The organism is Lysobacter soyae (assembly GCF_019551435.1).
GTDB classification, from domain to species: Bacteria; Pseudomonadota; Gammaproteobacteria; order Xanthomonadales; family Xanthomonadaceae; genus Solilutibacter; species Solilutibacter soyae.
On the sequence record NZ_CP080544.1, the window covers coordinates 1,929,016 to 1,950,000 of the forward strand.

At 59.1% G+C, this 20,985-nt stretch carries 21 protein-coding genes, 1 tRNA gene, 2 rRNA genes and 1 pseudogene (1 of these 25 only partly in view); 6 read left to right on the forward strand and 19 right to left on the reverse strand.

The genetic code is table 11. The annotated features are described in order from the left end of the window. Positions 1-67 precede the first annotated feature (67 nt). From pdhA to H8L67_RS09330, 3 genes are read left to right on the forward strand one after another with little or no spacing between them, the layout of a single operon-like run. Positions 68-1,141 carry a pyruvate dehydrogenase (acetyl-transferring) E1 component subunit alpha gene (gene pdhA / locus H8L67_RS09320; protein ID WP_220379560.1) on the forward strand — a complete coding sequence of 358 codons (1,074 nt, stop codon included), beginning with the start codon at positions 68-70 and terminating at the stop codon, positions 1,139-1,141. Beyond that, the gene (locus tag H8L67_RS09325) at positions 1,138-2,133 is read left to right on the forward strand and encodes an alpha-ketoacid dehydrogenase subunit beta (protein WP_220379561.1); all 996 of its coding nucleotides are present in this window, start codon (positions 1,138-1,140) and stop codon (positions 2,131-2,133) included. The genes pdhA and H8L67_RS09325 overlap by 4 nt, the downstream gene beginning before the upstream one ends. Before the next feature lie 9 nt (positions 2,134-2,142). After that, complete coding sequence (locus H8L67_RS09330) at positions 2,143-3,558, forward strand: dihydrolipoamide acetyltransferase family protein (protein ID WP_220379562.1); 1,416 nt, start codon at positions 2,143-2,145, stop codon at positions 3,556-3,558. A 51-nt stretch (positions 3,559-3,609) separates the two neighbouring features. Here the strand turns inward: H8L67_RS09330 and H8L67_RS09335 are convergent, their stop codons facing one another. Both H8L67_RS09335 and H8L67_RS09340 read right to left on the reverse strand, forming a co-directional pair. Beyond that, a complete protein-coding gene (locus H8L67_RS09335; protein ID WP_220379563.1) occupies positions 3,610-3,915 on the reverse strand; it encodes a hypothetical protein in 306 nt (101 codons plus the stop codon). Next, positions 3,912-5,225 carry a tryptophan--tRNA ligase gene (locus tag H8L67_RS09340; protein ID WP_220379564.1) on the reverse strand — a complete coding sequence of 438 codons (1,314 nt, stop codon included), beginning with the start codon at positions 5,223-5,225 and terminating at the stop codon, positions 3,912-3,914. The genes H8L67_RS09335 and H8L67_RS09340 overlap by 4 nt, the downstream gene beginning before the upstream one ends. A 92-nt stretch (positions 5,226-5,317) precedes the next feature. Between H8L67_RS09340 and H8L67_RS09345 the strand changes: the two genes are divergently transcribed. Then, entirely contained in the window at positions 5,318-6,085 is a 768-nt protein-coding gene (locus H8L67_RS09345; protein WP_220379566.1) for a hypothetical protein, read from the forward strand. Positions 6,086-6,157: 72 nt separating this feature from the next. Here the strand turns inward: H8L67_RS09345 and H8L67_RS09350 are convergent, their stop codons facing one another. The 6 genes from H8L67_RS09350 to H8L67_RS09375 all read right to left on the reverse strand — a co-directional run bounded on the left by H8L67_RS09350 (position 6,158) and on the right by H8L67_RS09375 (position 9,711). Then, on the reverse strand, positions 6,158-6,310 hold the full coding sequence (locus H8L67_RS09350) for an entericidin A/B family lipoprotein (protein WP_220379567.1): 153 nt from the start codon (positions 6,308-6,310) through the stop codon (positions 6,158-6,160). 134 nt (positions 6,311-6,444) lie between these two features. Beyond that, entirely contained in the window at positions 6,445-7,368 is a 924-nt protein-coding gene (gene rocF / locus H8L67_RS09355; protein ID WP_255555963.1) for an arginase, read from the reverse strand. A 31-nt stretch (positions 7,369-7,399) separates the two neighbouring features. After that, a tRNA-Thr gene (locus H8L67_RS09360) sits at positions 7,400-7,475 on the reverse strand. Between the two features lie 48 nt (positions 7,476-7,523). After that, positions 7,524-8,183 (reverse strand): SPOR domain-containing protein, encoded by a 660-nt coding sequence (locus H8L67_RS09365; protein ID WP_220379571.1) that lies wholly within the window; start codon positions 8,181-8,183, stop codon positions 7,524-7,526. Further along, positions 8,180-8,908, reverse strand: coding sequence for a type III pantothenate kinase (locus H8L67_RS09370; RefSeq protein WP_220379572.1), 729 nt, complete (start codon positions 8,906-8,908; stop codon positions 8,180-8,182). Before H8L67_RS09370 ends, H8L67_RS09365 begins: the two co-directional genes overlap by 4 nt. Continuing rightward, positions 8,905-9,711 (reverse strand): biotin--[acetyl-CoA-carboxylase] ligase, encoded by an 807-nt coding sequence (locus tag H8L67_RS09375; protein WP_220379573.1) that lies wholly within the window; start codon positions 9,709-9,711, stop codon positions 8,905-8,907. Before H8L67_RS09375 ends, H8L67_RS09370 begins: the two co-directional genes overlap by 4 nt. Positions 9,712-9,777: 66 nt before the next feature. Between H8L67_RS09375 and H8L67_RS09380 the strand changes: the two genes are divergently transcribed. Next, positions 9,778-10,035 carry a hypothetical protein gene (locus H8L67_RS09380; protein WP_220379575.1) on the forward strand — a complete coding sequence of 86 codons (258 nt, stop codon included), beginning with the start codon at positions 9,778-9,780 and terminating at the stop codon, positions 10,033-10,035. Here the strand turns inward: H8L67_RS09380 and H8L67_RS09385 are convergent. From H8L67_RS09385 to dusA, 4 genes are all read right to left on the reverse strand, one after another. Next, complete coding sequence (locus tag H8L67_RS09385; protein ID WP_220380810.1) at positions 10,015-11,409, reverse strand: ATP-binding protein; 1,395 nt, start codon at positions 11,407-11,409, stop codon at positions 10,015-10,017. The two genes, H8L67_RS09380 and H8L67_RS09385, sit on opposite strands and share 21 nt — an antisense overlap. A gap of 62 nt (positions 11,410-11,471) precedes the next feature. Continuing rightward, positions 11,472-12,158, reverse strand: a complete 687-nt coding sequence (locus tag H8L67_RS09390) for a response regulator transcription factor (RefSeq protein ID WP_220379577.1) — start codon at positions 12,156-12,158, stop codon at positions 11,472-11,474. A gap of 87 nt (positions 12,159-12,245) precedes the next feature. Continuing rightward, positions 12,246-12,617, reverse strand: a complete 372-nt coding sequence (locus tag H8L67_RS09395) for a hypothetical protein (protein WP_220379579.1) — start codon at positions 12,615-12,617, stop codon at positions 12,246-12,248. 77 nt (positions 12,618-12,694) lie between these two features. Further along, positions 12,695-13,684 carry a tRNA dihydrouridine(20/20a) synthase DusA gene (gene dusA, locus H8L67_RS09400; protein ID WP_434063401.1) on the reverse strand — a complete coding sequence of 330 codons (990 nt, stop codon included), beginning with the start codon at positions 13,682-13,684 and terminating at the stop codon, positions 12,695-12,697. 36 nt (positions 13,685-13,720) lie between these two features. On the opposite strand from dusA, the gene H8L67_RS09405 reads away from it, so the two are divergent. Beyond that, the gene (locus tag H8L67_RS09405) at positions 13,721-14,584 is read left to right on the forward strand and encodes an NAD-dependent epimerase/dehydratase family protein (protein WP_220379580.1); all 864 of its coding nucleotides are present in this window, start codon (positions 13,721-13,723) and stop codon (positions 14,582-14,584) included. 92 nt (positions 14,585-14,676) lie between these two features. Here H8L67_RS09405 and H8L67_RS09410 read toward each other — a convergent pair. The 7 genes and pseudogenes from H8L67_RS09410 to H8L67_RS09440 form a co-directional block, all read right to left on the reverse strand. Then, positions 14,677-15,090, reverse strand: a pseudogene (locus H8L67_RS09410) (hypothetical protein); the annotation flags it as partial. Between the two features lie 97 nt (positions 15,091-15,187). Next, complete coding sequence (locus tag H8L67_RS09415) at positions 15,188-15,589, reverse strand: hypothetical protein (RefSeq protein ID WP_220379582.1); 402 nt, start codon at positions 15,587-15,589, stop codon at positions 15,188-15,190. 106 nt (positions 15,590-15,695) lie between these two features. Further along, entirely contained in the window at positions 15,696-16,409 is a 714-nt protein-coding gene (locus tag H8L67_RS09420) for an HAD family hydrolase (RefSeq protein ID WP_220379583.1), read from the reverse strand. Next, complete coding sequence (locus tag H8L67_RS09425; protein ID WP_220379585.1) at positions 16,406-17,188, reverse strand: lytic transglycosylase domain-containing protein; 783 nt, start codon at positions 17,186-17,188, stop codon at positions 16,406-16,408. The genes H8L67_RS09420 and H8L67_RS09425 overlap by 4 nt, the downstream gene beginning before the upstream one ends. 37 nt (positions 17,189-17,225) lie before the next feature. Then, on the reverse strand, positions 17,226-18,425 hold the full coding sequence (locus H8L67_RS09430) for a cation:proton antiporter (RefSeq protein WP_255555964.1): 1,200 nt from the start codon (positions 18,423-18,425) through the stop codon (positions 17,226-17,228). A 176-nt stretch (positions 18,426-18,601) separates the two neighbouring features. Continuing rightward, a 5S ribosomal RNA gene (gene rrf / locus H8L67_RS09435) occupies positions 18,602-18,716 on the reverse strand. 125 nt (positions 18,717-18,841) lie between these two features. Further along, a 23S ribosomal RNA gene (locus H8L67_RS09440) occupies positions 18,842-20,985 on the reverse strand; it runs 717 nt beyond the window's last position.

Genomic DNA, 20,985 nt, shown 5'->3' on the forward strand with positions numbered 1-20,985 from the left:
TGCGCAAAAGTGAATGGCGCCTTCGGCCTTATCATGGTCGTTTCACCTGATATGGAATGACGTGCCCATGACCCTCGCGGCAAGTTACGAAATCGAATATCTGCAATGTCTGAACCCGGAGGGCGTACTGACCGGACCCTTGCCGCCAGCGGTGCCGGATCCCGGACGCTTGGTCGAATTGTTCAAGCAAATGCTGTTCGTGCGCACCTTCGATACCAAGGCGATCGCCCTGCAACGCACGGGCAAGCTTGGAACCTATGCCGCCTGCCTCGGCCATGAAGCCACACACGTCGGCATCGGGGCCTCGATGGCGCCGGAAGACGTGTTCGCCCCCAGCTATCGTGAATACGGCGCGCAATTCATGCGCGGTGTGCGTCCGCGCGAGGTGTTGATGTATTGGGGTGGCGATGAACGCGGCAACGATTTCGAAGGACCGAAGAACGACTATCCCTGGTGCGTGCCGATTTCCACCCAGATGCTGATGGCCGCCGGTGCCGCCTTGAGTTTCAAATTGAAGAACAAGTCGAGCGTCGCGGTGGCCTGTTGCGGTGATGGTGGCTCTTCCAAAACCGACTTCTATGCGGCAGTGAACTCCGCCGGCGCCTACAAACTGCCGTTGGTCTTGTGCGTCATCAACAACGGTTGGGCGATTTCGGTACCGCGTAAGGCGCAAACGGGCGCCACCACCTTGGCGCAGAAAGGCTTGGCGGGTGGCTTGCATTGCTTGCAGGTGGACGGAAATGACATCGTCGCCGTGCTGGAAGCGATGCGTCGCGCCACCGAACGCGCGCGCAACGGCGATGGCGGATCGGTGATCGAATTCATGACCTATCGTCTGCACGACCACACCACCGCCGATGACGCGCGTCGTTATCGCGGCGAAGACGAAGTCAAAGACGCATGGACGCGTGAGCCGTTCATCCGTCTTCGCAAGTACCTGACCGGCCTGAAGCTTTGGGACGAGGACAAAGAAAAGGCTTGGATCGAAGAATGCGGCAAGAAAGTCGACGTCGAAATCAACGCCTACCTCGAAACCCCGGTGCAACCGGTCGAGGCGATGTTTGATTATTTGTATGCCGACATGCCGGCCGATTTGGCCGAACAACGCGATGCGGCGCTGGCTTTGGAGAAACGCGCATGAGCGAACAAACCGCACAACCGATCTGCTTGATCGAAGCCATCACGCAAGCGCTGGCCTATGAAATGCGCCACGACAAAGATGTCGTGGTGTTGGGTGAAGACGTCGGCGTGAATGGCGGCGTGTTTCGCGCCACCGCCGGTCTGCAGCAAACCTTCGGCGACATGCGGGTTCTCGACACCCCGTTGGACGAAACCACGATTGCCGGCCTCACAGTCGGCATGGCGTCGCAAGGCATGAAGCCGGTGGCCGAAGCCCAATTTGACGGCTTCATGTATCCGATGGTCGACTTTCTCGTATGTCACGCGGCACGCATGCGCTATCGCACCCGTGGCCGCCTGACCTGCCCGATGGTCTTGCGCGTGCCGTGGGGCGGCGGCATTCGTGCACCCGAACATCACAGCGAAGCCAATGAATCGATCTTTACCAACGTGCCGGGCATCCGTGTGGTGATGCCTTCGTCGCCCGCGCGCGCTTACGGACTTTTGCTCGCTGCGATTCGCGATCCGGATCCGGTGGTGTACATGGAGCCCAAGCGCATCTATCGCCAATACAAGGAATTGGTACCGGATGACGGCGAAGCCCTGCCGCTCGACGTGTGTTACGTACTGCGCGACGGCGCTGACATCACCTTGGTGACCTGGGGCGCGCAAGTGAAAGAAACACTGGAAGCTGCCGAAATGTTGGCGAAAGACGGCATCCAAGCGGAAGTCATCGATGTCGCGACACTGACACCGCTCGACTTCGCAACCATTGCGGAAAGTGTTGCCAAAACCGGTCGTTGTGTCATCGTGCACGAAGCCGCGAAAACCGCCGGTTTCGGCGCGGAAATCGCCGCCCGTGTGGCCGAGGAATGCTTGTTCGATTTGTTGGCACCGGTGGAACGCGTGACCGGCTACGACACGCACATTCCCTTGTTCCGCCTTGAAATGAAATATCTGCCCAGCGTCGACAAGATTGTCGCCGCCGCTAAGCGCGCCATGGCGCATCGCTGAGGATCACGCATGACGAAGAAGACTTTCAATCTCCCCGATCTCGGCGAAGGCTTGCCGGACGCCACCATTGTCGAGTGGTATGTCAAAGAAGGCGATGTCATCAAGTTGGATGACAACCTGGTGTCGATGGAAACGGCCAAGGCCGTTGTGGATGTGCCTTCGCCCGTGTCGGGCAAGTTGCTCAAACTCGCCGGCGCGGCGGGCGACATTGTTGTGACCGGTCACATGCTTGCCGAGTTCGAGATGGACATGTCCATGCCGCAACGCGCGGAAGGACAAGACACCGGTCACCATCATGGCGGCGGCCACAGCGTCGGCACGCAGGACCCTGCCCCCGACAACAAGGTCGTGGCATCAAGCGAAGGCGGGGCGATTGCGGCAAGCAACGCAGCACAGCCCGAAGCTGCCAATGCCAATGCCACAGCCAAAAAGGATGCGGGCACCGTAGTCGGCGCGATGCAGGTCGGCGATGCCGTTCGTAGCGAAGCAGCTGTTGCTGTCGGTGGCGTCAAGGCCGTGCCTGCCGTGCGCGCGACAGCGCGTAAGTTGGGCGTGGATATTGCTCGCGTGCGGGCAACCGGTCCGGACGGCGTGGTCACCATGCAGGATGTCAAAAACGCCGCCGCGGATGCGTCATTGTTGATGCCCGCGCAGGCCTCGCAACACAATGGGACGCCGGCGCACGCGGCACCCGCGCAAACGCTTCCGACAGCCGACGCAAATCGCCGCAGCACCGTGTCGCAGGCCGGCAAACCGATGCGGACACAGCCGCCGGGCGTCGTCGCGAGCGGTCAGCCGGAGCAATTGAAAGGCGTTCGCCGCAATATGGCGCGGGTCATGGCGGATGCGCATGCCAATGTTGTGCCGACCACGCTTGTGGATGATGCCGATCTGCACCAATGGATCGGCAAGCAAGACATCACCGCCAGGTTGGTGCGTTCGATTGTCGCCGCATGCAAAGAGGTGCCGGCACTTAACGCTTGGTTCGACGGTCAGGCATTGACGCGCACCTTGCATCCGCATGTGGACATCGGCATCGCCGTCGACACCGACGACGGCTTGTTTGTGCCGGCGCTGCGCAACGCCGACATGCTCGACGCGCACGGTGTTCGCGCCGCGATCAAACGCCTTCGCACACAAGTCGAGGATCGCTCGATTCCGTCAACCGAATTGTCCGGATACACCATCTCGCTCTCCAACTTCGGCATGTTCGCCGGTCGCTATGCGACACCGGTCGTTGTGCCGCCTTGCGTAGCCATCATCGGCGCCGGAAAGTTGTGCCATGACGTGGTGGCGGTGATGGGCGGCATTGAAGTGCACCGCCGCATGCCCATTTCGCTGACCTTCGATCATCGCGCCTGCACTGGCGGCGAAGCGGCTCGCTTCTTGAAAGCCTTACTGGACGATTTGGCGCGTCCGAACTGAGTGGCGCGCGAACAGACCTCCGGCGCGTCAGCGATGACGCGCCGTTTTTTGTCAGGTTCTTTTGAGCCAGCGGCGGCGAATGCCGAACGCCACCGCCATCACGGCGAGAAAACTGCCGTAACCGACGCTGGTGGCGAACACCTGCTTCCATAAGTTGTGCGTGCCGTCGGCATGATGGAATGCCCACCACGTCGCCACCACGAAAACCACCGCCGCCAACACCAAAGCGGCCGCGTCGAAACCGCGCCGACGCGCGTTGCGCGGCTGCCTCGGAAATTTCCAGAACAAGGTGCCGACAATGGCGAACCAAGGGGCAAACAGCACCAGCGCTAGCAGCGGAAATTGTGCCGGATTCACGACTTCGCCTCTTTGCGCGCCAATTCCGCGGCAACCAATCGTTGCAGGGCGGCATCGGCGCTTTCAACATCGGCACCCTCGGCCAGCAGCGTCGTATCTGACACATGCTGCGACGTCTTCAATGCGGCAATGCATTCGGCGCAAGCCTTCGGCGAGTCGAAGCTCGCGCTTTGCAGCAACACCCGATCGCCGTCGGTCAACTTGAATTTGAAGCTGCCGTCGGCTTCACGGTATTGCTTGAATACCGGCAGCACGTCTTGCTTGACCGTCGCGGCCGCTTTTTCGACGGTGGCTCGAGACAGATCACGCAGGCCGACAGCCTCACGCAAAGCCCCCATGAACGGCGTGGCGTATTGCGCACGCATGCGCGCAGCGCCATCACGCAACAATGCCTCGATGTCCTGCGGTTTGGCCATCAGTGCCTCATAACGCTCCCGCATCGGCGCCACTTCGCGATCAATTTGCTCGACGAGTTTGGTTTTCGCGTCGCCCCAGCCGATGCCTTGCTTGAACGCTTCCGCCATCGCGGCGCTTTCTTCGGCATTGGCGAAGGCGCGGAAGATATCCATTAACGCCGAGCCTTCGGTGTCTTTCGCTTCACCCGGCAGACGCGAATCGGTGACGATGCCGGCGATCAGTTTTTTCAACTCCGACTTGGGCACGAACAACGGGATCGTGTTGTCGTAGCTCTTCGACATTTTCCGCCCGTCCAATCCGGGCAACGTGGCCACGCTGTCTTCGATGGCCGCCTCGGGCAAGACGAAATGTTCGCCGTACAAATGATTGAAGCGCTGGGCGAAATCACGCGCCATTTCGATGTGCTGGACCTGGTCGCGACCCACCGGCACCTTGTTCGCGTTGAACAGCAAAATGTCGGCGGCCATCAGGACCGGATACATGAACAAGCCGGCGCTGATGCCCGCATCCTCATCCACGCCTTCACTGGCGTTCTTATCCACCGCGGCCTTGTACGCGTGCGCGCGATTCAAGATGCCTTTGCCGGCCACACAGGTGAGCAACCAGTTCAGTTCGGCGATTTCCGGCACATCACTTTGCCGATAGAACCAGACCGCCGCCGGATCCAAGCCGCAGGCAAGCCAGGTCGCCGCAATTTCCAAGGTGCTGCGCTGGACACGCGCCGGATCCTGGACCTTGATCAAGGCATGGTAATCGGCCAGAAAGTAGAAACTTTCCACGCCGGGCATGCGTGACGCCGCAATCGCGGGTCGTATGGCACCGGCATAGTTGCCGAGGTGGGGTGTGCCTGAGGTGGTGATTCCGGTCAGTACCCGGAGGGCTTTGTCAGACATGTGAAATGAAACGGACTGGATGAACAGGCATTTTAGCTTGACCCCGTTTTCCCGGTTGGCGCGTTGCACTAGAAAACCCACGGAGAAAATCCATGTCCATCGCGCATTTCCGATCCCCGCTCGCCCTTGGCCTCGCTGCCCTTCTCGCCTGCGGGTCGGCCACCGCCGGCAATTTGGTCGACATCAACATCGTGGACCGCAGCGGACAAGGCACCCTGCCTGAGTACCGGCACCGCGGCGATACCTGGGTGCAAGGCACACCGGGCCATATTTACAACGTCCAGCTCGTCAATCGCAGCGATCGCCGCGTCCTGGTGGTGCTCTCTGTCGACGGCGTCAATCTGATCACGGGTGATCGTGCCAATTACGGCCAATCGGGCTATGTGCTCGAGCCTTACCAAACCGCCGAAATCGACGGCTGGCGAAAATCGATGCAGCACAGCGCGCAGTTCTATTTCACCTCGGTGCCGGACAGCTACGCGGGGCGCACCGGGCGTCCCGACAACGTCGGGGTGATCGGTGCAGCTGTGTTTACCGAAAAGTATGTGCCGCCTGTTCGCATCCACGCACCCGCGATGGCTGAGTCCCGTGCGGCCCCGCCCGCGCCCCAAATGGAGATGTCGAAATCCACCAGTGATGCCGCTGTGCAGCGCATCGGCACCGGGCACGGAGAGACGCGCTATTCCGCCGTCAGCCGGACCCGCTTCGAACGCGCGTCGACAAGGCCGGACGAGGTCGTTGCGATCCGCTATGACAATCGATCAAGGCTGGTCGCGCTTGGCATTCTGCCGCGGCGCGGCACGGTGAACCATCAGGCGCCGCAACCCTTCCCGGGCTTTGTTCCCGATCCGCCGCGCTGATCACGCGATGGAACCCCCGAACGAAAGAAGCCGGCATGCGCCGGCTTCTTTTTGTCACGGTGTTGAAGCGAATCAGCAGCGACCGTCCTTGCAGTCGACAGCCTTGTCTTCAACCTTTTCACCGACCTTTTGCACATCCTTGCCGGCGCCGGCGACGGTGTTGCATGCGCTCAGACCGATCGAGAACAAGGTCATCATCAACAGCACTACAAAACGCTTCTTCATGTGGAGTCTCCTTTGTGGGGGAAGGACGGCGTGCAAGCTGCACCCCGTACGCGATCCATGAAACGTTCGCGGCCGTGAATCCCTTGTGGATGGGCGGCCAGAATTTGTGCGTCGTTCAGTTGCGCATTAGGACTTCATTCACGAACCAACGTTGATTTACCGAACAGGCTTTCCATCAACGCCACCGCCAAGCGAGCCGTGGCATTGCGCTTGTCCAACGCGGGATTCACTTCGACGATGTCGACCGAACCCACGCGACCGGTATCGGCCAACATTTCAAACATCAGCTGCGCTTCGCGATAATTCACACCACCGGGCACACGCGTGCCGGTGCCGGGCGCGATCGACGGGTCGAGCATGTCCACATCGAAACTCACATGGATATGTGTGTCGTCGTCGATACCTTCCAAGGCTTCATCCATGACACGGCGCATGCCGATTTCATCGATGTAACGCATGTCGTAAATATCGAGATCGTGTTGCTTGACCAACTGCTTCTCGGCACGGTCCACGGAGCGGATGCCGATTTGGCGAACCTGATCGGGCGTCAGTGCCGGTGCGGTCTTGCCCATGTTGACCAAGGCATCAGGACCGAGGCCACACAGCACCGCCACTGGCATGCCGTGGATATTGCCCGAGGGCGATGCCTCGCTGGTATTGAAATCGGCGTGGGCATCCAGCCAAAACACGCGGAGTTTCTTGCCTTGCGCACGACAATGGTCTGCCACCGCGGCGATCGCGCCGATCCCGAGGCAATGGTCACCGCCCAACATGATCGGCAATTTGCCATCCGCCAAAATTTCGGTGCTCTTATCGAACGCGGCCCGATTCCAAGCCGTGACTTCTTGCAAATGACGGTAGCCGTCGACCGGCCCTTGCAGGGGGTTGTGCGGACCGGTCAAATTGCCGGCATCTTCCACGGTGATGCCGCGACGCGCGATCTTTTCGACAATGCCTGCAACACGCAAGGCTTCCGGGCCCATGGACGCGCCGCGATGTGCGCAGCCGATATCAGTGGGAACGCCGTAAATGACGACGGACGGAATTTTTCGATTCAAGTGACACTCCAGGCCGTGACCGGTCATGGGTTGGTGCCGCTTGTCCGAATCGAACGGACGACCTACTGATTACAAATCAGTTGCTCTACCGACTGAGCTAAAGCGGCGCGAACGCTATTCTATCAATTCACGCGTCCGAAAACCCCGATCGGCGGCTATTGATCGCAGGCAATCGATTTGGCTTGGGGCGCAGACGCCAGCTTGCGTAGCGACGTTTCGTCTTGTTCCCCACCGTGCAGTGCGCGAATCCACAACTCGGTGGTGCTGGCACCCACGGGCGACAACTGGGCCTGAAACCCTGCCGCCTTCAATCGCGCCAGCAAAGCGCGCGCGGCCGCCTCGGTGCCGAAGCGTCCCAACGCGATGCCATTGCTCTGTGCACCTTGGCGGATCAGAAATTGATCCTGGAATCCGGCTGCGCGCAGCTTGGCTTGCACGTCGGCTGCGGCCTCAGGCGACGACAAAGGCGGAATCAACACATTGAATCCGCGCGGCGAGTTCAGGCGCGTAACCGCGTCGGCTTGCAGGCCAATGCCTCGAAGCGCCGTCAGCGCTCGCTGCACATCCCGCGCTTCGCCATAAGCACCAAGCAAGACACAACGTGCATCGGCGAGGCCGGCAGCCGACGTTTGCGGCGTCACGGCGACATTGTCCGGGACGACGGCGGGTGCGTTGCCGACGTCTTTCGCAATCTCCAGCGGCGGCAACGCGTCCGCTCGTGCCGGTGCTGGCGCGCGCGCCGTGTGCAACGCCCACCAAAGGGCGGCACCCAAATTCAGGACAATGAGAAAAACCAAAACCGGGCGCGCAATCATGCAGACATTCTAGGTGTCGATGCCGACTTGCGCCAAACACCGAGTCCGCGCAACACAAGATTGGTTTGAAGGATTGCCCGCGGCAAAAATCCATGAAGGGCAGACGCACCACCGCCATGCAGAATGCACTGCGCCTTTGTGTCGGACTGCGCCTCGAGTGCGCGCCAACGACTTTCAATCAAGCTGGTGGCGGCGTGCGCGCATCCACTGGCCAAGGCATCGAGCGTGTTGTCGGCAAAGTCAAAAACCGCCCCGCCGTCGGACGGCAAACGCGACGATACGCCGCGCAAGGCTGAGCGCATCAAGTCGGGCGAAGGCGCGATCAGACCGCCCACATGTTGGCCATCGGGCATCAAGCCATCGATGGTCAACGCGGTGCCGACACTAACCACCAAGGAAGGCTCGCTGACGGGCACGCAGGCCAGCAGGGAGAGAAATCGATCCACACCCATCTGACGGGGATCCGGGTAGGCAATTGCCAAGCAAGCCTGTTGTCGCCTCACCTGCGCGCAGTGCACACGCGAAAAACGGCGTGACAGCTGGTCGAGGAGCGTCACCTTAAGCGATTCCGGCGCCACGCAGGCCACCCAGGCCGCATCGCCACTGACTTCCGGTGGCAGCGAGATTTCTTCACCCGAATGCGCCACGGCACGCGCATCACCCGGTGCATCGGCCGTTGCCCATTTCAAACGGGTATTACCAAGATCGAAAAGAAAATCAGTCACAATCTGATGCTCACTTCGCCTGCATGCAGTGGGCGCAACACGCCGTCGCCGGCCATCTCGACCAGTAACGCACCGTTGGCATCGACACCGCGTGCGCGTGCGCGCTGAACACCGCTAGCATCGTGGATGTCGACCTCCCTGTTCAACAACAGATCATGGCGTTCAAAGTCGGCCCTGAATGCCGCAAAGCCGTCGGACGCGAATTTGTAAAGGGTGGTCACGAGTGAATCCAGTATCTGCGCCGCCAACCTGTTGCGGTCGACGATCGTTGCCGCGGACTGCAGATCACTCCAAGGCTGATCGATCATTGCCGCGGCTTCTGCCGGCATGCGGACGTTGAGTCCGATCCCGACGACAACATGGACTTGGCCATTCCCAAGCGGTTGCGTCTCGATCAATATGCCGCCCAGTTTGCGCCCGTCCAAATACAGATCGTTCGGCCATTTGAGCCGGACCGGCAACGCCGTCAACTCTGTCACGGCTTGGGCGCAGGCAAGACCGACCGCCAATGCCAAGGGAGGCAACTGCGACAGATTGCCGGCGTAGACGTATCCCAAAGACATATATAGATGTGCGCCTTTGGGGGAGTGCCAACTGCGTCCGCGCCGACCCCGTCCCGCGGTTTGCGTTTCGGCAAACAACACGTCGAAACCCGACCGCGGCGCCTCGGCCAAAAGCCGCGCATTCGTCGAATCGGTCTCTTCCAAGACGCGCAGACGGTGGATCGCCTCGCTTGCATGCGGCTGCAGCTTGACGAGGATGTCCTCGGCGGAGAGGGCCCGTGATTCGTTCGCCCCATTCATGTCCCGACACCCACGGCCGTCCGGATTCCATGTATATTCGGTGTTCCTTGTGCAGCCGACTGACCCATGCGTCGAATTGTCGCACTCTTTGTTTTGGCCATTGCTCCGGCGTTCGCGTTTGCGATGCCCGCGCAAGCGGTGCCGACGAATACGCAAGGTGAAGTGCAAAACAACGGTAATCCGGCGGACGAGTCGCAAGACAGTAGCGAACGCCAAACTGCACCGCGCAGCACAAGCACGGATTCGCGCACCCGCCGCCCTGCCCGCACCACTGCACGCCCTGCTTCGCGCGCACAGAGTTTTCTACCGGGCATGTTTCGCTGAGTCTTCGCCCTCCGGCGGAATTCTGGCTTCAAAGCGCGCACCACCCAACTCTTGAGAACGGCCCACATTCAACAGGCCGGCATAGTTGTGAATGATGTCTTGCACAATCGACAAGCCGATGCCATGGCCCTGCACCCGCTCGTCGCCGCGTACGCCGCGCTGAAGTACAAGGTGGATTTTCTCTTGTTCGATTCCGGGACCGTCATCCTCCACCGCAATCAGGACACCTGGCCGCAGGCCATTGGATGAGGCCATGCCGGCGACGGTCAGCAAGACGCGTGATTCGGCCCACTTGAAGGCATTCTCAAGCAAGTTGCCGAGCAACTCCTGCAGATCACCCGGCTCGCCGTAGAACCGCGCGTTTTCGTCCACGTCGAATTCGCAGAAGATGCCTTTTTGCGCATAGACCTTTTCCAATCCGCGCGAGATCTCCTCGGCGTAGCGCATGATTTCGATCGGCGCAGCGTACAGCGAATGTCCGCCGGAACGCGCCCGGCCGAGCTGATAGCCGACGATGTCATTCATGCGATTCAACTGTGTGTTGAAGCCCGCGCGCAAGGCGGCTTCATCATCATTGGCTTCCAACTGCGTGCGCATCACCGCCAGAGGTGTTTTCAGGCTGTGCGCCAAATCCGACATGACATTGCGCTGGCGTTGCAAATTGTTGCGTTCGCTTTCAATCAATTCGTTGATGCTGCCCACGAGCGGCGCGAGTTCACGCGGATGGGCGCCGGTCATTTGGCGTGCGCGACCTTGCCGCACGTTCGACAACTCTGCCACCACACGCCGCAAGGGTTGCAGGCTCCAACGCAGGGTCAACATCTGCAGCAGGATCAAGACAAGTCCCGCCAACAACAAATAGCGCCACATGTATTGTCGGAAGACATTCATGAGCGCACGGAATGGTCGCGTGTCTTCGATCACGTACACGGTGTACCGGGCTTGCTGGCCGTTGCCATATTCCATGGCGAAGCTGCGGCCGTAGCGATAGACCTGCGTACCCAACACATCACCATCGGCTGTGATGCGCAAAGGACCGTCAAACACCTCTTCCTGCAGCGGCAGCAACTTGCCTTGCGGCAAGTTCACCCGCATTGCGGAAATCGAACTCCACGTGCCGCCCGGCTGGACGATTTGTACATATAACCCGCTGCCCGGCATTTCCAAGCGACGGTCCGGCGCCAACGCGGGGGGCAATAAAGCGCCGGTGACGTCAACGTCAATCCCGGCCGCGTAAGCGATGGCATAGCCCTGCATACGGCTTTTGACGCTTTGTTCGGCCGCCTGCTCAAACGCACGGTCCAGTGCGTAACCGACAAAGGCGAGAAACGCGAGCAAGCCGAATGCGGCGGCGATCAATTGCCGCCGGGACAGCGAACGGGTCTGCCATTTGCCGAAGTCCAAGGTCGGTCTCCGCAGTGCGTCCCCGCCCGCGATCAGGTTTCGGCGTTGCGCGGAATGGCGAAGCGATAGCCGCGGCCGCGAACCGTTTCGATCGGCTTCAAGCTGCCATCGGGATCGAGCTTCTTACGCAAGCGACCGATAAACACCTCAAGCACATTCGAATCACGGTCGAAGTCTTGTTGATAAATGTGCTCGGTCAGATCGGCTTTAGAAACCAACTCACCCGCGTGCATCATCAAGTACTCGAGCACTTTGTATTCGTAACTGGTGAGGTCGATGTTTTGACCGTTCACCGCCACCGTTTGCGCGGCGAGATCGAGCATGACCGGACCACATTCAAGCGAAGGCTTGCTCCAACCGGCGGCACGACGCACCAAGGCGTTCAAGCGCGCCAGCAATTCTTCGACGTGGAAAGGCTTGACCAGGTAGTCGTCGGCGCCTTGCTTCAGACCATCGACCTTGTCCTGCCAGCTGGCGCGCGCGGTCAAGATCAAGATTGGAAATTGCTTGCCTTCGGCGCGCAGGTTTTGAATCAGTTCCATCCCGGACATCTTGGGCAGGCCCAAGTCGATGATGGCGACGTCAAAGGGCACTTCCTTGCCCATGTACAGCCCTTCTTCACCATCTTGGGCCGCATCAACGGCGTAACCCTCACGCTTCAAGCGCGCGGCAAGGGTTTCCCGCAACGGGGCTTCGTCTTCAACCAGCAGGATACGCATGGATTTTCCTTGTCATCAGGCATTAGGCCTGACCAAGGGTGCCATTCAGGATGTTGTGATGGTGTGTAAATCGGGGTCCCAACTGAATCAACGTTCAACTTGGGCCGAAAGCACCTGAACCAGACCATTACTGCGCATGATTTTGACGCGGCACTGGGCGCCGCCATCAAACTCGATTTGCTCGACACGCAGCACCGCGGATTGCGGCGGAATGCTGATGCGCTGCATGCAGGCAACCTTTCCCGCCCGATCGCCGCGGCTGCGCATCATCGGACTGCTGGCCTGCATACGTGGCGGATTGACGAAGTTGCCATTGCTTTGCGGCTGCGGCAACGCGCCGGAAGGGCGGCCTTGCATCTGACCGAGCCCGCGACCCTCGCCCATATGCTGCGCCCACGCACTACCCGCCGCGATTGCGGTGACCAGAAACAGGGCGAAGGGACGGCGGTAGGTGTGCATCAGTCTGTCGTCTGCGATTGATGGCGTCCACTATGGGCGCTCAGCAGTGAATTGACCCTTAATTTTCTTAACGAATTCTATACAAAACCGACCGTTTCAGCTTGCGCATTCAGCGCGCGGTCGACCAGGCGCCAATCGGCACCTTTTTGATGGGCGCCTTCCGACAACAACTGACGAAATTTTCGCCCGCCGGGCTCGCCCTGAAAAATGCCGAGGATGTGCCTGGTCATGGCGGACAACGGGACACCGGCGTCAAGCTTGGATTCCACGTAAGGTCGATAGGCTTCGACCAAAGCCGCGCGCGACCGCATCGGACGGCCGGCCAGTGCCGCATCAATGCCGTGCAACACATAAGGCGTGTGATAGGCGGCGCGCCCGAGCATGACACCGTCCACCTGCTCCAAGTGGGATCGGACGTCGTCAAGGGTCGCGATGCCCCCGTTCAAGACCACCCGCAGCGCCGGCCGAAGCGTCTTGAGCCGGTAAGCCCAATCGTATTTCAGCGGCGGGATCTCGCGATTTTCTTTTGGCGAGAGGCCTTTCAACCAGGCGTTCCGCGCATGCACGACGAACGACGTGCAACCTGCCGAGGCGACGGTATCGATGAAACCGAGAAACTTCTCGAAGTCGTTGTCGTCATCCACACCCAACCGACACTTGACCGTGACCGGCACCGTATCCGGCACGGCAGCACGCATGGCCGCCGCGATGTCCGCCACATGTGCGGGCTCCTTCATCAAACAGGCGCCGAAACGCCCGGCTTGCACCCGATCCGACGGACACCCGCAATTCAAATTGACTTCGTCGAATCCGGATTCAGCGCAGACGGCAGCCGCACGAGCCAGTGCATCCGGATCCGAACCACCCAGTTGAATCGCCAGCGGATGTTGCGTCCGGCATTTTTCCAACAGCTTGGCGCGATCCCCTTTGAGTACCGCATTGGCATGGATCATTTCGGTATACAGCAACGCATCCGGCGCACATATCCGGTGAAACGTCCGGCAGTGGGTGTCGGTCCAATCGATCATCGGCGCGACGGAGATCGTGCGTAGTGTGCGGTTTTGCATGCGCACCATGATGCCATCGCTAGAATGTTCCGCGACATGATTCTTCAATACCCACCGCGCACGTTTTTGCTGACCGGCACCCGCAGCCAGTTGGGCGCTGCAGTATTGCCGCTGCTTGCCGCTCGCGGCGATGCGGTGGTGGCGATCGCACAAGAAGCGGGCACGGATGCCCCCAACCTCCGTTGGGTGACGGGTCGGCTGCCCGGCATTGCGGTGCCGACGCCGCCGGAAGGATTCGACGCGATTCTGAGTTTCGGACCCATGGAGAAACTTGCCGCGTGGCTGGCCTCGCAAACCGAACGGCCGGCACGGCGGGTCATTGCCACCAGCTCAATGAGCGCGGTGAGCAAGCAGTCCGCACGCTTCGAAGAAGACCGTGACATTGCTCAGCGTTTGCTCAGCGGGGAACAGTCATTGCGCGCCGCTTGCGCGCGATGGCAAATCCCGTGTTTGATCCTGCGACCGACGATGATCTACGGCCTCGGTCTTGATCAAAACTTGAGTAGCGTCGTTCGCGCGTCACTGCGCCGCAAGGTATTCATTGCCCCGCAGTCCGACGGGCTGCGACAACCGGTGCATGCGCAAGATGTGGCCACGGCCGCGTTACGCGCCGCACTGCTGCCGACGGCACTGGACGAGACCATCGAGATCGGCGGCGGTGAGCGGTTGACGGTGCGCGAAATGTTCCGGCGCGTGTACCGTTCAATGCCGAGGCACACCCTCTTTGTGCCCGCACCTTTGCCGATGATGCAATTCTTGGGCGCCGTGTCGAAACGGTTCCGGGGCGCGGTGTCGCGACTGGAGGTGGATTTGATTGCCGACAATGCGCGATTGCATGCGGCTCTGGACATGGAAACGCGTGGCTTTGCGCCAACGGCAGAGACTTGGAGAAATGTTTAACGCCGCCGCTCGGCGTTTCTTTCTTTGAGTGTTTTCTTGGGTCGCGGCGATTCACCGTCGGCCTCGTCGTTCGACCAAGTCCCGGCATTCGCGGGCTCGAGCGTAAAGCGCGCCAAGGAGACCCCGATGTCCCAACCGGACCCTTTGCCGACCAGTGCCAGCGACACTGACCCCTTGGTCACCACCTGGACTTGCCGTGACTTCATGGCGCCCACGTGTGCTTCGGCGGCCGCATACGCGCCGAGAACATCTTCGATCTGGAAAATACCGCTGAACTCGCCACGCCCGTCTTCAATGCTGGAGCTTCCGAAAGTCAGCCCACCGCCCCGCGAAGTGATCTTGACCGGCATGCGCGCGCCGTTGCTGCAGGTCACCATGCCCGTGCCATCCGCCGTCTTGTAAAACGCCGACCACCCGCTGAGCTCGAATCGCAGCTTGCAGTCGAGGTCGCCACCGGCTTTGGCGGTGGTCCCGACGCCGGCAAAAAGCGCGAGGCCCAAAAGCATCGGAAGGACGCGATTCGGGGGAAGCATGGCGGTTCGGGATCCCTATACAAGACGTAGCTGATGACGAATCTAGCATCCGGACCTTGAACCGGAGCTTTCATCGGCACTGCTCGCGCACCTGGTTGTCGAGTTCGACAGCCCGATCAAACGTCATCGTCTTGAATTCGCGGTCGCGTATGCGATCGCGTCGCGATCGTGCTTGCGCGCAGCGGTCGACTGGCACCGCACCACGGCTGCCTGCCCGGCTTACGGCTTGCTGCCGACTGACCCAACTGGACACCTCGGCGCGATTTTGCCGTTGCCATTGCCGCGTATCTTCCAAGCTTGCGCGTCCGACTTCCGACAACGGCACCCTTGCCGGGCCCGCGTCGCGCACCCACACCTCACGGCTCCCGTTCGGGCAAGGGCCGTCCGAATACTGGATACGCCCATCTGACAGACGGCATCGCCGGACCTCTCCCGCCTGCGCGGACACGACATGGACGAACAGTGCCGCCATTCCGATTGCCGCCGCTGTCCATCGCCCCACCGCGAATTCCACTTCAAATCACGTTGTGGAACAGCCTAATTGGCACCTTCATTCTTGTCGGTCAGGCGACGGCACTTCAGTGCGTAGGAGAACCCGCCAACTCCGCGAGCGTGCGGACAATATCTTGCGCCGATGCGGCCGTTCGCCAGCGCTCGGCGCCTGCATGGATTTCGGCCTGTTCGTGCACCCAGGTCACGTGATACGGCACATGGATGCCAAAGCCGCCCAGTGCCACGACCGGCGCGATATCGGAGCGCAACGAATTGCCGACCATCAAAAACTCGGAAGCGTCGACGTCAAACTCCTTGAACAAACGACGGTAGGCCGCCTCGTTCTTCTCGCTGACGATTTCAATGCGCTGAAAAATGTCGGCCAATCCCGAAGCCTCGACTTTGCGTTCCTGATGAAACAAATCGCCCTTTGTGATCAAGACCAACGGGTACTGCGTAGCGATTTCGCGCACCGCTTCCGCGACCCCAGGTAACAACTCGACCGGATGATCGAGCATCGCTTTGCCAATCTCGACAATTCGATGGATGTCTTTCGCCGAGATTCGCGCGTCCGTGAATTCGATCGCGGCTTCAATCATCGACAGTGCCATCCCCTTCACGCCGTAGCCGAACAAGGCAATGTTGCGGGACTGGAGGGCATACAAAGACTCGGCCGACGCGCTGACATCCTCGTATCGACCGACGATCTCCAAAAATGTGGCTTCCGCCTCGCGGAAATAATCCTCGCTTTTCCACAATGTGTCGTCTGCGTCGAAACCGATGAGCTTGATGGGATTCATTGGGCGGCCGTGAGTACGGGTTTCAATGGGGGGAGTTTCATCGCTTTTCGATAGCTCGCATGCAATGCAGAGACTTTTTCGACGTACGAAACTGTCTCCCGGTAGGGCGGGATGCCGCCGAATTTCGCCACCGCACCGGCCCCGGCGTTATAGGCGGCAGCGGCCTTGCTGTAGTCGCCTTTGTAGCGCGCCAGCAGCTGCTTCAACATTTTCGCGCCGCCATTGATTGCATCCTTGCTCGCATAGGGATTGGCCACTCCGAGCTCGCGCGCGGTGCCGGGCATCAATTGCATCAGCCCCTGCGCGCCTTTGGGCGACGTGGCGCTGGCATTGAATCCGCTCTCCGCATGCGCGATGGCGCGCAGGAATGCGTCATCGACTTTGTGCGTTTTCGCCGCTGCCTTGAATTCGGACGCATACATGTCCAATCGCGGCTTGCTCACCTTGCCCAAACCGACGTGAGCCGGCGAATCTTTGGGGGTGTCAACGAAGAATTTCAGCACCGGCTCGAAACCCGGTAGTTTCCGCGTGGTGTAGACGGTTTTGCCGTTCAACGTCCCTTCGTAGAGCGTGCCTTTGATCGCACCGAGGTTCCCCCAAAGATTGGGGACACTCGCGGCATCATCCTTGATGATCTTTTTTTCGCACTTCGAACCGGGCTCGGGCGCCGTCGACAGACTGACGGTACTGTTCTTCACGCAGCGATAGACCGTTCGCGCACCCGCAGGTGCGCTCCACGCGAGCGCAAAGAAGGCGACGAGAATGAGGCGTTGAATCATGCGCCTATTTTCGCCCAACCCAGCTGAATGGCGGTCTTTAGACGTCTCTTTGCACCAACTCCGGGTCCCGCTTCAACATCGGCGAAACGCGCGGAATACTCAGCATCGTGCTGCCAACAGCCATTAAAAGCAGCGCGGTGAACGTGGTGTTGCTGATGATTTCTTTGTCCAACAAGACGTTGACGAAAATGATCATGATCAGCGCTTTGGTCTGCAGCAACCAGCCGATAAAGCTGGCTTCACCTCTGCCCCACTTCAAGATGCGACCGGCCAGGTGCACGCCCGCCAACTTGCCGACGACGGATACCACCAAGAGCACGGCGGCGACCAAGAACACTGCCAATCCCCCGACGTCGAAATTGGTCTTCAAGCCAGTGCTCAAGAAATACACCGGCATCATCACCAGCAGGAGATCACGACGCAGGTTGTCCAACTTTTCTTCCGAGAACCAATGGGCATCCATCACCACACCCGCAAGGAAAGCGCCGACCATATAGTGAAGTCCGGACCAATCCGCGCCAAAAGCGACGATCGCCAACCAAATCACGGCGATGTACCAACGATCGCGTTCGTCCAGTGCTTGCATCAAGCGCCTGAAACCCCAGGTAGCAACCACGAAAAGCAGCAAAAACGCCGCCTGCCGACCAATCCGGATCCAATCCATCATCACAATGGCCAAGACGCCCCAAATCGCAATGTCGTCCAAGCTGGCGTAGCGAAGGATGCGCTGACCCATCGGCGTACGCAACATCTCGAGTTTTTCCATCAACAGAATGAGAATCGGCAGCGCGGTGACCGCACATGACATGCCCATGCCGACCACAAACTGCCAGTTCTGACCTTTCGCGCCGATCCATCCCGGGTAATTCAACATCGCCGCAGCGACGATCCCGCCGAGCACCAACGGAACACCCAAAGCAAGACCGGCTGTAAGTCCGCTCTCCTTGCGGTTCTGCCAAGTCCGCTTGAGATCCAACTCAACGCCGGCGACGCAAACGAAAATCATCACACCCCACCAAGCAATGCCGCTCAGTGACTGCACCACTTCTTTATTGAAAACAAAGTCGAAATACGCCGGGAAATACTTGCCCAATACGCCGGGTCCCAAGACGATCCCCATCATGATTTGCACGACCACGAGCGGCGCGTAATAGTCGGTCTTGAAAATCCGCCAAACCAAATACGGCACGGAAAAAATGATCGCAATGGCGATCAAAAACACTTCGGTGGTCGTCATGTGCATGGACCGGCTACTCAAACACGAAAGGTGACGATTATCCCGATTTGAATGCGGAAAGATACAAAAAAAGGGCCGTGAACGACGCTAGACGCGAACTGCGTGGCATCGCTTGGACAAATTTCAGACAAAAGAAAACGCCCCGATCAATGATCGGGGCGTGTTCCGGTATAAAAACCTGGCGATGACCTACTCTCACATGCTCAACTGCACACTACCATCGGCGCAGCTGCGTTTCACTTCCGAGTTCGGAATGGGATCGGGTGGTTCCACAGCGCTAATTTCACCAGGAAAACGGTGAAGACATTGGTCTGACCCTAAGGCCCGACAAAAGTCTTGCATAATTTGGAATGTAGCGAGGCGTAAAGCCGAGACACTGATACGTGTCAATCGAGCTCAAGGCCACTTGAGGTTATATGATCAAGCCGCACGGCTCATTAGTACAGGTTAGCTCAACACATTACTGCGCTTACACACCCTGCCTATCAACCACCTAGTCTTGATGGTGCCTTTAGGGGGCTTATGCCCCGGGAAATCTCATCTTGAGGCGCGCTTCCCGCTTAGATGCTTTCAGCGGTTATCGCTTCCGAACATAGCTACCCGGCAGTGCCACTGGCGTGACAACCGGAACACCAGAGGTTCGTCCACTCCGGTCCTCTCGTACTAGGAGCAGCCCCTCTCAAATTTCCAACGCCCATGGCAGATAGGGACCGAACTGTCTCACGACGTTCTGAACCCAGCTCGCGTACCACTTTAAATGGCGAACAGCCATACCCTTGGGACCGACTACAGCCCCAGGATGTGATGAGCCGACATCGAGGTGCCAAACTCCACCGTCGATATGAACTCTTGGGTGGAATCAGCCTGTTATCCCCGGAGTACCTTTTATCCGTTGAGCGATGGCCCTTCCATACAGAACCACCGGATCACTAAGTCCTAGTTTCCTACCTGCTTGATCCGTCGATCTTGCAGTCAAGCACGCTTATGCCTTTGCACACAGTGCGCGATGTCCGACCGCGCTGAGCGTACCTTCGAGCTCCTCCGTTACTCTTTAGGAGGAGACCGCCCCAGTCAAACTACCCACCATACATGGTCCCCGACCCGGATCACGGGCCTAGGTTAGAACGTCAAGCACATCAGGGTGGTATTTCAAGGTTGGCTCCACAAAGGCTAGCGCCTCTGCTTCAAAGCCTCCCACCTATCCTACACAGACGAACTCAACGTTCAATGTAAAGCTATAGTAAAGGTTCACGGGGTCTTTCCGTCTTGCCACGGGAACGCTGCATCTTCACAGCGATTTCAATTTCACTGAGTCTTGGGTGGAGACAGCGCCGCTGTCGTTACGCCATTCGTGCAGGTCGGAACTTACCCGACAAGGAATTTCGCTACCTTAGGACCGTTATAGTTACGGCCGCCGTTTACTGGGGCTTCAATCAAGAGCTTCGCTTGCGCTAACCCCATCATTTAACCTTCCAGCACCGGGCAGGCGTCACACCCTATACGTCCACTTTCGTGTTTGCAGAGTGCTGTGTTTTTGATAAACAGTCGCAGCGGCCTGGTATCTGCGGCCCTCCTCAGCTATTAACCATGGAGGGCGTACCTTCTCCCGAAGTTACGGTACTATTTTGCCTAGTTCCTTCACCCAAGTTCTCTCAAGCGCCTGAGAATTCTCATCCTACCCACCTGTGTCGGTTTACGGTACGGTCTTCGTAAGCTGAAGCTTAGGAGCTTTTCCTGGAAGCGTGATATCAGCAGCTTTGTCCAATTGGACTCGTCCTTAGTCTCAATGTTGCGATCCCGGATTTGCCTAAGATCACCACCTCAACTCTCTCACCAGGACAACCAACGCCTGGCCTGCCTAACCTTCTCCGTCCCTCCATCGCACTTACGCGAGGTGCAGGAATATTAACCTGCTTCCCATCGACTACGCATTTCTGCCTCGCCTTAGGGGCCGACTCACCCTGCGCCGATTAACGTTGCGCAAGGAAACCTTGGGCTTTCGGCGTGCGGGCTTTTCACCCGCATTATCGTTACTCATGTCAGCATTCGCACTTCCGATACCTCCAGCAGACTTCTCAATCCACCTTCATTGGCGTACGGAACGCTCCTCTACCGCGCATAACAAAGTTATGCACCCCAAGCTTCGGTTTATCGCTTAGCCCCGTTAAATCTTCCGCGCAGACCGACTCGACCAGTGAGCTATTACGCTTTCTTTAAAGGATGGCTGCTTCTAAGCCAACCTCCTGGCTGTCTGTGCCTTTCCACATCGTTTACCACTTAGCGATAATTTGGGACCTTAGCTGTGGGTCTGGGTTGTTTCCCTTTTCACGACGGACGTTAGCACCCGCCGTGTGTCTCCCATACAGTCCTTCTCGGTATTCGGAGTTTGCCATGGTTTGGTAAGTCGCGATGACCCCCTAGCCATAACAGTGCTCTACCCCCGAGAGGATACATATGAGGCGCTACCTAAATAGCTTTCGAGGAGAACCAGCTATCTCCGGGTTCGATTAGCTTTTCACTCCTAATCACACCTCATCCCCTACCTTTGCAACGGGAGTGG